Origin of the sequence: Marinifilum sp. D737 (assembly GCF_026672275.1) — a bacterium.
In the GTDB taxonomy this organism is placed as follows: Bacteria; Bacteroidota; Bacteroidia; order Bacteroidales; family Marinifilaceae; genus Marinifilum.
Genome location: NZ_JANQCD010000035.1, coordinates 30,579 through 44,316, shown reverse-complemented (window position 1 = coordinate 44,316; position 13,738 = coordinate 30,579). Strand labels below are relative to the sequence as shown.

Here is a 13,738-nt window from a genome sequence, read left to right as displayed (position 1 = left end):
TTTTTTGCTCCCCCTCTAGGACTTGAACCTAGGACCCCCTGATTAACAGTCAGGTGCTCTAACCAGCTGAGCTAAGGAGGAGTATAACTCCTAATTTTCCTCTACACCTCACGTTTGAACTGTGTTTCTTGAGGAAAATTGCGATGCAAAACTAACAGGTTTTCCTCAATAATGCAACAGCTATTTCAATATTTTTTCAAAAAAGATTCATTTTTTTTCTTCCTGCTTTCTGTAGAGTAATAAGGATTTGTTCCTATCTGATTGTTTATCAATATTGATGGGGAGTGTGGGGTGGAAAAGTAAGATTGTAGTAAAAATTTAATAAATACAGTAAAGATTACTTCCGTATGTTGAAAAAGGCATATAAAAAACAGAAATTCCCTGCTTTTAGAGACGAATTTTATTGTAATTTTGGATTGTAATTTTCAAACGATAATTCAAGTAACCTGAGTTCAGTTTAAAATATGTACACAGTTTCAAAAGTTTTTTAGGAGAAATTGTTTCATATTTTTGAAGAACTATCGGGATAATTCAAAAAAATATGAAGCGATTTATGCAAAAAATATTGAAATAAGGTGAAAGTCATCTTCATCCAATCTTTACTTTAAAAATTCTTCAAAATACTCCAGTATTCTTTTTAGAATTTTTAAATCAAACCTTGAACTAATATAACTTTCTGTGTCGAATATTTTAAATCGAACTCAGGTTAAAATCTAAAACAACATACACATGTACGGAAAATTCAAAGACTATCTTGCTGAAGAGATACAAGGCATTAAAGATGCTGGTTTGTACAAAAACGAGAGAATCATTACAACTCCACAGGGAGCAGAAATTAAAGTGAATACTGGTGAGACAGTATTAAATTTCTGTGCTAACAATTACCTTGGATTATCATCACACCCACGTGTAATGGAAGGAGCTAAAAAAGCTTTAGATTCTCACGGTTATGGAATGTCTTCGGTTCGTTTTATTTGTGGAACTACTGATATTCATAAAGAATTAGAGCAAAAGATAGCTAAGTTCTTCGGTATGGAAGATACCATTTTATATGCAGCAGCTTTTGATGCTAATGGTGGTGTTTTTGAGCCATTGTTCACAAAGGATGATGCAATTATCTCGGATGAACTAAACCATGCTTCTATTATTGATGGAGTTCGTTTGTGTAAAGCTGCTCGTTACCGTTACAAGCACGCTGATATGGCTGACCTGGAAGAACAATTAAAAGTTTCTCAAGCTCAGCGTTACCGTATCATTGTAACCGATGGTGTTTTCTCAATGGACGGTGATATTGCAAGGTTGAACGAAATTTGTGATTTAGCAGATAAATACAATGCATTGGTAATGGTTGATGATAGCCATGCATCAGGTTTTATTGGTGAAACTGGTCGTGGAACTCACGAATACCACAAATGTATGGATCGTGTAGATATCATTACTTCTACATTAGGAAAAGCATTGGGTGGAGCACTAGGTGGATTTACTACTGGTAAGGCTGAAATTATTGATATGTTGCGTCAACGTTCACGTCCTTATTTGTTCTCAAACTCATTGTCTCCAGTGATTGTAGGAGCTTCTATCGCAGTATTCGATATGTTGAGCGAATCAACTGAGTTGAGAGATAAAGTAATCTGGAATGCTCAATATTTCCGTGAAGGATTATTAAAAGCAGGTTTCGATGTGAAGCCATCTGATTCTGCAATTAACGCTTTGATGTTATACGATGCAGTACTTTCTCAGCAATTTGCTGCAAAATTGTTGGATGAAGGAATTTATGTGATTGGATTCTATTATCCAGTTGTACCAAAAGGACAAGCTCGTATCCGTATTCAGCTTTCTGCTGCGCACGAAAAAGAGCATTTGGATAAAGCTTTGGAAGCATTTATCAAGATTGGTAAGGAATTAAAAGTGATTGAATAGAACTCACAATAAAAATTGAAACCGGAGGCTCATTTGAGTTTCCGGTTTTTTTATAATTTAGTTCCAACAAATTAAATAAAGATGATGAAGCGATATTTATTCTTGTTTTTAGTTCTGTTTTTTTCTTTTGAATCTTATTCTCAGTACTATAAAGATCAAAACTATTTTGTTGGTGGATCGATTGGTTACCAGTTGCCTCTTGGCGATTTTGGTGATCAGGCAAATGGAGGTCCAAACTTTCGTTTGACCGGGAGAAAAATGCTGAACAAGAAATTAAGCGTTGGAGCAGAATTGTCTTTTAGTTTGCTGGGGCAAGATAAATTTTGGGATGGAAGCCATTTGGGAAGCTATGATGTAAACTACAATATTGGTTCTGCCTTACTTCGAGCATCATACTATTTCGATGCCTGGGACCGAGATTTTAAGCCTTATGCTTCACTTGCTTTCGGATATTTTTATTATCGGAATGAAATCGATTATACAGCTTCTTCTTCAGGTTCTAGTAACAGTAAGCGAACAATTACCGAAAATAAAGTAGGTTTGGCTCCAAATATTGGTTTTTTATATCACATATCCGATACATGGAGCTTTGATATGAACCTGAGGTATACTTTTATTACTAACTTTCCTGATTCAGTTACGGCAAAGGATGAATCTGGGGAGGAATATCCATATTATTTAGGATTCGATAAAATCTCACTCCCCGAATTATCAATAGGTTTCTTTTACAGATTTTAAAATAGCCCGTGAATCTTCGCTTCAACTTTGTCCACAATACTATTTAAATCAGCTGGATTTTCAAGGAAATCGATGTTGTCAGCATCAACAATCAACAAATTACCATTGTTATAGTTGGAAATCCAGTTTTCATATCTGTTATTCAAGTTCTTCAAATAATCCAATCGGATCGTTTCTTCGTAATCGCGACCTCTTTTTTGAATTTGATTTACAAGGGTAGGCACCGAAGAACGCAAGTATATTAATAAATCGGGTGCCTGAACCATTGAACTCATTAGTTGAAACAGGTTACAATAGTTTTTAAAGTCGCGTTCCGACATTAAACCCATATCGTATAGGTTAGGAGCAAAAATTTTGGCATCTTCGAAAATGGTACGATCCTGCACCACATTTTTTCCCGAATTGCGGATATCCATTATTTGGGTGAAGCGACTTTTTAAAAAATAGATTTGCAGATTGAATGACCAACGCTGCATGTCGTCGTAAAAATCATTTAGGTACGGATTTTCATCCACATCCTCGTAATGAGCTTCCCATTTGTAATGTTTGGCTAATAATTCTGTTAAGGTAGTTTTTCCTGATCCGATGTTACCAGCTACGGCTATATGCATTGTATTATAATTATCAGTTATGAATTAAGAATCAAAAATTACAAGTTCAACTCATAATGATTAACTCATCATTTAGAATTAAAAAAGTCCATGAAGTTGAGCATCAATCTTAGTGATTACTGAGCTCAAGTCTTTAGGATTATTTAGGAAATCAATATCATCAACATCAATGATTAAAAGCTTTCCGTTTGTATAACCATTAATCCAGGCTTCATATCTTTCATTCAATCTCTTTAAGTAATCCAGTCGAATGGTTTCTTCGTAATCACGCCCTCTGGCCTGAATGTGTTCAACTAAGGTAGAAATAGAAGCTCTTAGGTAGATCAATAAATCAGGTGGCTGAATTAATGAACTCATAATATCGAAAAGAGACAGGTAATTGTCAAAATCTCTTTTAGGCATTAAATTCATTGATTCAAGGTTTGGAGCAAATATGTATGCGTCCTCATATATTGTTCTATCCTGAATGATATCTTTTCCAGATTCGCGTAAAGCCAGAACCTGATTGAATCTGCTATTTAAAAAATGGATTTGCAAGGCGAAGGACCAACGATTCATATCGTCGTAAAAATCATTTAAATATGGATTGTCGTCCACATCTTCGAAATGAGCTTCCCAACCGTAATGTTTTGCCAATAATCCAGCCAGTGTTGTTTTCCCGGCACCAATGTTTCCCGCTACAGCAATGTGCATATTTATGTTTAGTTATTAGTGGAAAAATGCAACTAAAATTAGTAATATTTTTTTGGATATCAACCCCTTATCAATGAGAATAAATGCACTTGGTTTTTAATCAGAAACTTAGAGTTTTAATTGAGATAGAATCTTCATTTCCAATAAAGATCCTATCCTTATAGCATCTGATAATTGACTTAGAAGGATCTTTTTTTGAATAGATTAATTGATGGGATTGATTTAGAGCTTGATAAAGATGGATACCAATATGATCTTGGTAATAGATGTTGTTTCCAATTAGCTGGAAGTCTTGAAGATTTTTAAAAGACAGCTTTCGAACAAATTGACCATTTTGATCCAACTGTAAAATGCCTTTATTCTTGTAAAGTAAATACAGATAACTATTGTGTTCGTAAATTTTTGTGATCTCTGCTTCCTCAAAAAAAGATCCCAACAAAATAGTTTGGTCTGCTATTTCACCATTATTGGTGATGTGAGTGGCTTGTTTTTGTATCGAGTTGTACATCCAAAAGCCACCTTTCTGCGAATTGCATACAATTTCAGTTTCGTTATCCGAAAAATCGTACAAGTCAATCTCATTGCCAATGGTAGATAATTTATTGTTTAGATAAATTATCTGATTAAAATCTCGATAAAAGACTACAATTCTCAAAGGATCTGAAACATCAATAGAACTGATACTCCCTAAAGAAGAATCAGAAAAATTACAAACTTGCTTTCCCTCAGAGTTGTACTTTGACAATTGGGACCCATTTGCCACATATACATTTCCCATGTGATCAATTTCGAAGAAATCGCAAGGAGTATTAATTTTTGTAGGTTGATATAAGTTAAGAACAGATAAAAACCAAATGAGTAAAATCTGCATATGCTATTGATTGTCTTTAAGCAATTCTTCAATTAATGTTCGGTTATTGGATAAACGAGGAACTTTATTTTGCCCTCCAAGTTTTCCTTTAGATTTTAGCCAGTTGTAAAATAATCCTTTCTTAGCAATGCTTACAATTGGTTTTTCGAGTGTGATGTTTTTGTAGCGTTTGGCTTCATAATCCGAATTCAGACTCATTAATGCATTATCAAGAATGTAATTAAATTCATCAATATTTTGCGGCGCTTGCTCAAATTCAATCAACCACTGGTGTGTTCCTTTCTGGTTTTTATCCATGAAAACCGGAGCTGCAGTATACTCCTTAATCACCGAATTGGTTTTAGTACAAGCTATTTTCATTGCCTTTTCGGCATTGTCAATAATTAACTCCTCACCAAAAGCATTGATATATAACTTTGTTCTTCCTGAGATTTTAAATTTGAATGGCGATTTAGAAGTAAAATGAATGGTATCGCCAATTTGATATCTCCAAAGTCCCCCATTGGTAGTAATTAGCATTGCATAGTTTTTATGCAAGTCAACATCTTCCAGACTAATGGCTTTAGGATTTTCATCATTCACATTTTCCAATGGAATAAATTCATAATAAATGCCATAATCAAGCATTAGTAACATGGCTTCATCATTTGGATTATCTTGAATCCCAAAGAATCCTTCTGAAGCATTGTAGGTTTCCAGATAATTCATCTGAGATGAAGGCAATATCTCTTTAAACTGTTCGCGATAAGGTGTAAAACTTACACCACCATGAACGAAAAGTTCCAAATTTGGCCAAATTTCATGGATGTGATTTTTACCTGATACTTTTAGAATGTGTTTCAGTAATACCAGGAACCATGACGGAACGCCAGAAAGACTGGTAACATTTTCGTTTAATGTTGCCTCAGTCATTTTGTGTAATTTCTCTTCCCATTCATCCAGCAATACAATTGAAGTATCAGGAGTACGAATAAAATCAGCCCAGAAAGGTAAATTTTGAATCAAAATGGCAGACAAATCCCCATAGTAAGAATCATTGTTCATGTTGTTGATTTGATGACTGCCTCCCAAGGTTAATCCTTTTCCATATAGAATACCGGTATTAGGATAAAGAGATGTATAAATGGCTAAAATATCTTTACCACCTCTAAAATGACAATCTTCAAGAGCTTCTTTACTAACCGGTATAAATTTACTTTTTGAATTGGTAGTACCCGATGATTTTGCAAACCATTTGATTTCTGAAGGCCAAAAAATATTTTGTTCGCCATTTCTCAGGCGTTGAATATACTTTTCTATGTCTTCGTATGTTAATATAGGAAGTCTTTCTTTAAAGTCTTGCAGAGATTGCATGGACTTAAAGTCGTACTTTCGTCCCCACTCAGTATCAGATGCCTGATTCAATAATTGAGTGAGAGTTTCTTTCTGTATTTCAATAGGATGCTCCTTGAAAAAATCTATTTGCGAAAGTCTTTTGGTATTTAACCAGCTGACAAGAGAGTTGATAAATGCCATTTTTTAACGTTTTTGCTGTCTTAAATATAAATATTTTTTAACAGGTATATTGTCTTAGTTCATTCTAAATTAAGGTCATTATGTTGATTTTTCTTATCTTTGATCGTCTATTGATAATTATAACTAACCCATTATGAACATACTTGATATCCTAATTGGCTTGCCTTTAATTTATGCCATATATAAAGGATTTACCAAAGGACTAATTATTGAAATTGCTACTTTACTGGCTTTAATTTTAGGAATTTACGGAGCCATTCATTTTTCAGATTTTACTGCGGAATTCATTGAGAACCAATTCGATTACCATTCAAATTACATGGGAATTATTGCTTTTATTTCCACATTTTTGGTAATAGTGATTGTCTTAAACGTTTTGGGTAAGATGTTGAATTCTTTGATTGAGGCAGTCGCTTTAGGTATGATAAATCGCTTGTTGGGAGCTGTGTTTGGGTTGATAAAAGGGGTTCTTATTTTAAGTATATTGGTATACTTTGTGAATTTTTTAGATCAGAAGTTTGATTTTATTTCAAAGGAGAAAAAGGAGGAAAGCTTGTTTTATAAACCAATGGTACAAGTGTCAGAAACCATATTCGATATATTTAACTCAGATTTAGGAGATACTACCGACAAAATAAAGGAAAAGGTCCAAAAACAACTACCTGTTGAAGTATAATGAAGCAAAGAATTAAGAAGTACCTCAGAAAATTACCCAAAAGAAGAGTTCAGCATTTCGAAGGTTTTTGTCCCAATTGTGAATTTCCCGTTAATGGGAAGTTTTGCTCGAATTGTGGTCAGTCAACAAAAAGTTTTCAACGTCCGTTTTGGACTGTTGTAAGTGAATCTGTAGGCGATGCATTGTCTGTTGATAATAGATTAATACATACATTGGTTCCCCTGTTTTTAAAGCCGGGTTACTTAACCAGGGAATTTATGCGGGGGAGAAGAGCCCGGTATACTCCACCTTTTCGATTGTACCTGTTTTTAACTTTTTTTGCCTTTTTATTGCTGGCTTATAATCACAAACCAGAAAGTGCAGCAGCCAAAGAATTGACTGTTGAAACGGATGATGGTAAGAAACTGGATATGGTTTCCTTCTTGGAGGAAATGGTTGATGAGGAAGAGTATGATGCAGATAGTCTGAAATTAGATTCTTTAGCAGAGTTTAAAAAAAAGAATGGGGGCGTTGCAATTCATATTGGCAAGAAGAATGTTGCAAAAGATTCCTTGAAAGCAAAGAAAGAAAAAGATGGCGGTCTGATTGGAGACAGTGATGTGAAAAAACTTATTGAAATGTGGAAGTTAAATCCTTCGCTGATGATGGATACTGCTTTCAAGAAATTATCGCAAACACTCTTGGTTATTTTGCCTCTTTTTGCCTTAGCTCTAGCTTTGATGTATGTCAGAAGGAAACACTATATGCTTGAACATCTGTTGATTTCACTCAATTTTCATGCATACATTTTTGTGCTCGTCATCATTAGTGAATTGTTGCTGATGGTGAACTTGGAGTTTCTTAGTACGCTGGCTTTGTACCTGTACTTTTTAATTCCGATTCAACTGTTCCTGACCATGAAATTTTACTACAAACAATCGTGGGTAAAGACCTTTTTTAAGTTTGTATTTGTATCCTTTATCTATAACATTCTACTTTTCACGGGAATCATTATGAGTTTGGTGGCAATGGTAGCTTAAGAACCAATTTAATAGGGGAAAAGAAACGGCAAAATTCTTATCTTTGTCGTTCGATTAAAAAATAGGATAAATATATCCAAATAAGGAAAAAAATAGAAAACATGAATTTTATTGAGGAACTACAGTGGCGTGGCATGATTCACGATATGATGCCAGGAATAGAAGAACAACTTCAAAAAGAATTGACATCAGCATATGTGGGAATTGACCCAACTGCAGATTCTCTTCACATTGGTCACTTGGTTGGTGTAATGATGTTGAAGCACTTTCAGGTAGCAGGACATAAGCCAATTGTGTTGGTTGGAGGTGCAACAGGTATGATTGGTGATCCTTCGGGAAAATCTCAGGAAAGAAATTTGTTGGACGAAAAAACTTTACGTCACAACCAGGAGTGTTTAAGAGCGCAGTTGTCAAAATTTATGGATTTTGATTCTGATGCTGAGAATGCTGCTGAAATGGTGAACAATTACGATTGGATGAAGGACTTTTCATTCCTTGATTTCATTCGTGATATTGGAAAGCACATCACTGTAAATTACATGATGAGTAAGGATTCTGTAAAGAAAAGATTAAGTTCTGAATCAAAAGTAGGAATGTCTTTCACCGAGTTTACCTACCAGTTGGTTCAAGGAACAGACTTTTTGGAATTGTATCGTTCTAAAAACTGTAAATTACAAATGGGAGGTTCGGATCAGTGGGGAAACATTACTACTGGTACCGAATTAATTAGAAGAAAAGAAGGTGGTACTGCTTGGGCCATTACTTGTCCATTGATTACCAAAGCAGATGGAGGTAAATTTGGAAAAACTGAATCGGGAAATATTTGGTTGGATCCAAAGCGTACTTCTCCATATAAATTCTACCAATTTTGGTTAAATACTTCGGATGAGGATGCAGAAAAATATATCAAAATTTTCACATTAATCCCAAGAGAAGAAATAGCAGCTTTGGTAGAAGAGCACAAAGAAGCTCCGCACTTGCGTAAACTTCAGCAACGTTTGGCGAAAGAGGTAACGATCATGATTCACTCTGAAGAGGATTACAATACGGCAGTTGAAGCTTCACAAATTTTGTTTGGTAAAGCTACAGCTGATGTATTAAAAAAACTTGATGAAGATACTTTCTTGTCAGTTTTTGAAGGAGTTCCTCAATTTAATGTAGATAAATCGGAGTTTGAAGCGGGAGTTGATATTTTGGAACTTTTAGCAGTTAAAGCTGAGGTGTTTCCATCAAAAGGAGAGTTAAGAAGATTGTTCAAAGGAAATGCAATTAGTATCAATAAGGAAAAGGTTCAGAATTCTGAACTGGTAGTAACAAATGAACACCTTATTGCGGATAAGTATTTTCTTGTTCAGAAGGGGAAAAAGAATTATTTCTTAGTTGTGGCTTGTTAATTTAATGCTATTGCTTTATTTTTAAAGGATAAAGTAAAATCAAAAACCAAATCATAACCAAAAAATTAAATTTATGAAATTATTAAAGTATGCCTTAGTGGTATTGTTCTCTGTTGGAATGATGAGTTGCGGCGGCGGCGGTAGTGATCCTGTTGATGAGAAAAACCCAACTGTAAGCATTACAAGTGCATCAACTGTAAAAGCAGGAGATAATTATACTGTGGCATTTTCAGCAAGCGATGATATGGAGCTTGAATCATACAGAGTGCAAATTGCTTTTTCAAATGCGATTGGTATGACGGTGAAAACTTATAAGGATTTTTCCTTTGATTCAAATTCTGATTTAACAGATGCTGAAGGAAATACATTGCCAAGCATTAAAGGTGAAAAATCTAAGTCTGTAAGTTTCCCGGTTTCAACTCGTTTCGGTGAAAATACTGTTGCAAAAAAGGGGATGTACAAATTAACTGTTACATTGACCGATGCTTCGGGTAAAACAAATTCTGCTGTGAAGGATTTTCAAATTCAATAATTTGAATTAAGAATATAATAAAAAAGGATCGGTAGCCCGATCCTTTTTTTTATGCTTTAAACTCTATACCAAACAAGGCAATATCATCCACTACAGCTTTGTTCTTTTTACCAAGATCTATGTGCATGGTTAAATCAAGAAATGTATCTTTTATGTTATTATTATTTGAGAATAAATTACTGATTAATTGCATGCCAACTTCCATTTTATCATCTACCTCTAATTCAACTAATCCATCTGTATAGCAAAGTAATTTAGAGTGATCTTTAATGGTAACTTCTCCTACCAATACCATGGGGATTTCATCAAGCATTCCCAAGCCAATACAACCTTTTTTTAATTGTGTTGTTTCTTTGGTTTTGTAGTTATACAAAATTGGAGGATGATGACTTGCATTTACATATCGAAGTTTTCGGGTCGTGTAGTTGTAAACACCTATGAATAGGGTTAAGAATTTTTCATCGCTAGAGCTTTCACAGACCTTTTGATTCAATTTATTCATCAATTCGTCCAAAGGAGTATCTGGGTTAAAAAGAGCTCGTAAAGTTGCTTGGAAGTTTGACATGATAAGGGCTGCAGGGATTCCTTTTCCCGAAACATCGCCAATACAAAAGCCCAATTCCTGATCATTAAAATTGATGAAGTCGTAATAATCGCCACCTATTTCGAAGTGTGGCTGATAGTAACCTTGTGATGCAATATACTCGTTTTGTGGGAGTGAGTTTTGATTTGGAATCAATAAGTTTTGAATTTTTGAAGCCAGTTCCATTTCTTTTTTTATTGCCTCTTGGGCGATCAACTGCTTGTGCATTCGCTTATTCTCCATGGCTACAATTATAATATTGGAAATGGTTTGAATAAAGGCCAGGTGCTTAATGGCAGGGCTCATTCCTTCCATTTCTTCATCTAAATCGCCAATAAGAATATAGGCAAGAACTGATTTTTTATGAAATACGGGAATTAAGAAATCAAAGATTCTGAGGTGTTCGGGAAAGTCAGTTGAAATATAGGTAATTTCATCATGCTTTGCTAAATCATTCTCGATTTTGATATTATCAATAGTACCATTGGTAACACCCGAAATTAGCAACTTCTCCCAAGTAGAATTGAATTTAAAAACGACAATTTTGCCAATCTTTAGCTCGTTAAATAGGATGTCTTCATATTGTTTGAGCAGATCTTCAACAGATAAATTTTCGTTGATTGCTTGTGTGATTTTTAAGATTTGATCTAGCTTAAACTTACTGTTTACGGCTTGTTGCTTAATCACTATAGTGGGGTTTTTAGAGAATTAGGTTTCCTCTAAATTAATAAATATTGATTCTTCACACAATTTGAGGGAGGGGAATAAAAAAAGGATTCCATGAAGAATCCTTTTTGTATGATAAGATTACAGATATTAAGCTTTTACACGCTCTACATAGCTGTGATCACGAGTGTCAACTTTAATTACATCGTCGGTATTAATAAACAATGGAACCATGATTGTTGCTCCGGTTTCAATTGTAGCAGGTTTTAATGAATTTGTTGATGAAGTATCACCTCTAAGACCTGGCTCAGTATAAGTAACTTGCATTGTTACATGGGCAGGTAATTCTGCATATAGAGGAGTTTCTGTATCAGCGTGCACAACAACTTCAACTGGATCTCCATCTTTTAACAAGTCAGGAGCATTAAATAAAGATTCTTCAAGTGCGATTTGCTCATAAGTTTCAGTGTGCATTAGGTTGTAACCCATGTCATCTTTGTAAAGAAACGTATGTGGACGTCTTTCAATTCTTGCAACATCAACTTTAACACCAGAGTTAAAAGTGTTATCGATAATTTTACCAGTTTTAACGTTTTTAAGCTTAGTTCTTACGAAAGCTGGACCTTTTCCTGGTTTAACGTGTTGAAATTGAATAATTGTATATAAATCATCCTTATAATGGATACACATTCCATTCTTAAAATCTGCAGTACTTGCCATGATATTATGAATTTAATTTTATAATCGATTTCAATTTATAATGAGTATTTGATCTCATTAATTTTTGCAAAAGTAATTGAAACAATTAATAATCTAAAATATTAAGTGTTTTTGTTTGATATAGATAGCTATGAGAAATAAATAATTTTAATTCTTACGAAGCGAACTTGTGGAAAAATTTGAAAAATTTATCAGATCGCAACGCAGAGATCCCAAAAATAGATCGAATTGTACACGCACAGGAATTTTGTTGGCATCTGCAGAGATCCATATTTTCATATCGTCTTCGTCCTCAAATGCACGTCCGGTTTGAACAATTGGAATAAACTTGTAGCATTTCACATTTCCAATTTTGCTTTTTATATTTTCATACCCCATAAATCTAAATTGCAGTAAAAATTCTTCGTCTGCAAAATAAGTTTGGATTTTAACTACCTGACCAACTTCCAGGTCTGAATTAAAATAATACGCACGAGCGAAATAAAAAGCAGAAAGGATATCATGAATACCAACAGGAACATCTTTAATTCCCGATCGTTGACTGTTAATTTGATTTTGTTCCCGATCAAAAGTAACTTCGTTATATCTTTTATAACTTCCTTCCTTAATATCTCGAATGGCTTTTATTGGAAGTAATGTTTCTTTATCGAAAAAACTTTCGTAGGTATCCTTAACACGATAAAGAGTATTAAATAAGCCAACGGTTCGACCTGTTAAAGTAGCATGATATACTTCTTTGCCATTAATCTTATCTGACTTAAGTTTCAAGCTGGCTTTTCCACCTCTTACAATGCCATAATGGATTACATATTTTAAATGTTCCCCTTTATCAGCTGATTTTACAGGCGTATTTGAATATGTACTTGTCGATAGTACAAATAAGGAAATTAAAAATAGTGTAAATCTCAGCATACGCATTATTTTAGTTCTTAATTAAAGATATTCTTTTTAGGCGTTGTTGCTACAAAATCTTTCAAATAAAATGGTTCAAAATAAGCAACATCTTCCAGTTCATTTTTGTTGAATTTATTCTCTGCCAATTCAATCATTCCAACTGCAGTTGCATTTACATCATCAAGAAAGATGCCATTTTCATTTGTGATCACATCTTTGCATTTGCCTGATCCATCACCAAAGAAAACAATCTCTTGTTCTGAAAGTTCATTTGCAAATGAGTTTTCATCGATAATATCAGCAGAAATATCTTTTACCAATTCAGTATTTGCATTGTAGAATGCTGTATACACTTCCATTCTTCTGGCATCAATCATAGGACAAAACAAAGCTTTTTCCTGATTTTTTAATAGAGAAGATAAATCAGAATTGTTTTGCAAGGCTTTTGTCATTGATTGTAATGTACTAACTGCGATTAACGGAATTCCTGCCCCGTAGCAAATACCTTTGGCTGTTGATACACCAATTCGCAAACCTGTATAAGAACCTGGGCCCATACTAATTGCCACACCATCTAAATCAGCTGTGCTTAAATTGTTTTCTTTTAGTATATTTTCGATGAAAACAGTAAGATGGCTTGCATGCTTCATGCCTTCTTTGTTTTCTTTTAAAGCCAATAATTTCCCGTCTTTCCCCAATGCAACAGAACAAATTGCTGTTGATGTTTCGATATTTAAAAGTAATGCCATGTTCTAAATTTTTAAATCACTGCAAAATAAATGATAAAATGCGAAAACTAAATGAATTACATCAGTAAATTGCACTTTAGTTTGTTAGATCAAAACTTGAACCTATTATTATTAAGACAATTGAGAATTATCAGACACGTAAATGGAATAAAAAAAC

General features: G+C 34.1%; 14 protein-coding genes and 1 tRNA gene. 6 read left to right on the top strand and 9 right to left on the bottom strand.

The window, feature by feature from the left end; genetic code table 11:
* Positions 1-7: 7 nt before the first annotated feature.
* A tRNA-Asn gene (locus NQ163_RS17115) sits at positions 8-81 on the bottom strand.
* A gap of 648 nt (positions 82-729) precedes the next feature.
* Between NQ163_RS17115 and kbl the strand changes: the two genes are divergently transcribed.
* Both kbl and NQ163_RS17105 read left to right on the top strand, forming a co-directional pair.
* Positions 730-1,920 (top strand): glycine C-acetyltransferase, encoded by a 1,191-nt coding sequence (gene kbl / locus NQ163_RS17110; RefSeq protein ID WP_110363603.1) that lies wholly within the window; start codon positions 730-732, stop codon positions 1,918-1,920.
* Positions 1,921-2,004: 84 nt separating this feature from the next.
* Complete coding sequence (locus NQ163_RS17105) at positions 2,005-2,658, top strand: outer membrane beta-barrel protein (RefSeq protein ID WP_268191559.1); 654 nt, start codon at positions 2,005-2,007, stop codon at positions 2,656-2,658.
* Here NQ163_RS17105 and NQ163_RS17100 read toward each other — a convergent pair.
* From NQ163_RS17100 to NQ163_RS17085, 4 genes are all read right to left on the bottom strand, one after another.
* Positions 2,655-3,269 (bottom strand): deoxynucleoside kinase, encoded by a 615-nt coding sequence (locus NQ163_RS17100; protein ID WP_120238234.1) that lies wholly within the window; start codon positions 3,267-3,269, stop codon positions 2,655-2,657. The two genes, NQ163_RS17105 and NQ163_RS17100, sit on opposite strands and share 4 nt — an antisense overlap.
* A gap of 78 nt (positions 3,270-3,347) precedes the next feature.
* Complete coding sequence (locus tag NQ163_RS17095) at positions 3,348-3,962, bottom strand: deoxynucleoside kinase (RefSeq protein WP_110363597.1); 615 nt, start codon at positions 3,960-3,962, stop codon at positions 3,348-3,350.
* A 100-nt stretch (positions 3,963-4,062) separates the two neighbouring features.
* Complete coding sequence (locus NQ163_RS17090) at positions 4,063-4,833, bottom strand: hypothetical protein (protein WP_268191558.1); 771 nt, start codon at positions 4,831-4,833, stop codon at positions 4,063-4,065.
* Positions 4,834-4,836: 3 nt separating this feature from the next.
* Entirely contained in the window at positions 4,837-6,348 is a 1,512-nt protein-coding gene (locus tag NQ163_RS17085) for a GH3 auxin-responsive promoter family protein (RefSeq protein WP_268191557.1), read from the bottom strand.
* Positions 6,349-6,481: 133 nt separating this feature from the next.
* Here NQ163_RS17085 and NQ163_RS17080 point away from each other — a divergent pair, with 133 nt between their 5' ends.
* From NQ163_RS17080 to NQ163_RS17065, 4 genes are all read left to right on the top strand, one after another.
* Complete coding sequence (locus tag NQ163_RS17080; RefSeq protein WP_268191556.1) at positions 6,482-7,024, top strand: CvpA family protein; 543 nt, start codon at positions 6,482-6,484, stop codon at positions 7,022-7,024.
* Positions 7,024-8,043, top strand: coding sequence for a DUF3667 domain-containing protein (locus NQ163_RS17075; RefSeq protein WP_268191555.1), 1,020 nt, complete (start codon positions 7,024-7,026; stop codon positions 8,041-8,043). The genes NQ163_RS17080 and NQ163_RS17075 overlap by 1 nt, the downstream gene beginning before the upstream one ends.
* Before the next feature lie 101 nt (positions 8,044-8,144).
* The gene (tyrS, locus tag NQ163_RS17070) at positions 8,145-9,437 is read left to right on the top strand and encodes a tyrosine--tRNA ligase (protein WP_268191554.1); all 1,293 of its coding nucleotides are present in this window, start codon (positions 8,145-8,147) and stop codon (positions 9,435-9,437) included.
* A 73-nt stretch (positions 9,438-9,510) separates the two neighbouring features.
* The gene (locus NQ163_RS17065) at positions 9,511-9,969 is read left to right on the top strand and encodes a DUF4625 domain-containing protein (protein WP_268191553.1); all 459 of its coding nucleotides are present in this window, start codon (positions 9,511-9,513) and stop codon (positions 9,967-9,969) included.
* A gap of 49 nt (positions 9,970-10,018) precedes the next feature.
* Here the strand turns inward: NQ163_RS17065 and NQ163_RS17060 are convergent, their stop codons facing one another.
* The 4 genes from NQ163_RS17060 to tsaB form a co-directional block, all read right to left on the bottom strand.
* Entirely contained in the window at positions 10,019-11,239 is a 1,221-nt protein-coding gene (locus NQ163_RS17060) for a GAF domain-containing SpoIIE family protein phosphatase (protein ID WP_268191552.1), read from the bottom strand.
* 129 nt (positions 11,240-11,368) lie between these two features.
* Complete coding sequence (gene efp, locus NQ163_RS17055) at positions 11,369-11,938, bottom strand: elongation factor P (protein ID WP_120238242.1); 570 nt, start codon at positions 11,936-11,938, stop codon at positions 11,369-11,371.
* A 147-nt stretch (positions 11,939-12,085) separates the two neighbouring features.
* Positions 12,086-12,850, bottom strand: a complete 765-nt coding sequence (locus tag NQ163_RS17050; RefSeq protein WP_268191551.1) for a DUF3108 domain-containing protein — start codon at positions 12,848-12,850, stop codon at positions 12,086-12,088.
* A gap of 17 nt (positions 12,851-12,867) precedes the next feature.
* Positions 12,868-13,581: a tRNA (adenosine(37)-N6)-threonylcarbamoyltransferase complex dimerization subunit type 1 TsaB gene (gene tsaB / locus NQ163_RS17045; RefSeq protein WP_268191550.1), complete on the bottom strand. Its 714-nt coding sequence runs from the start codon at positions 13,579-13,581 to the stop codon at positions 12,868-12,870.
* Positions 13,582-13,738 lie beyond the last annotated feature (157 nt).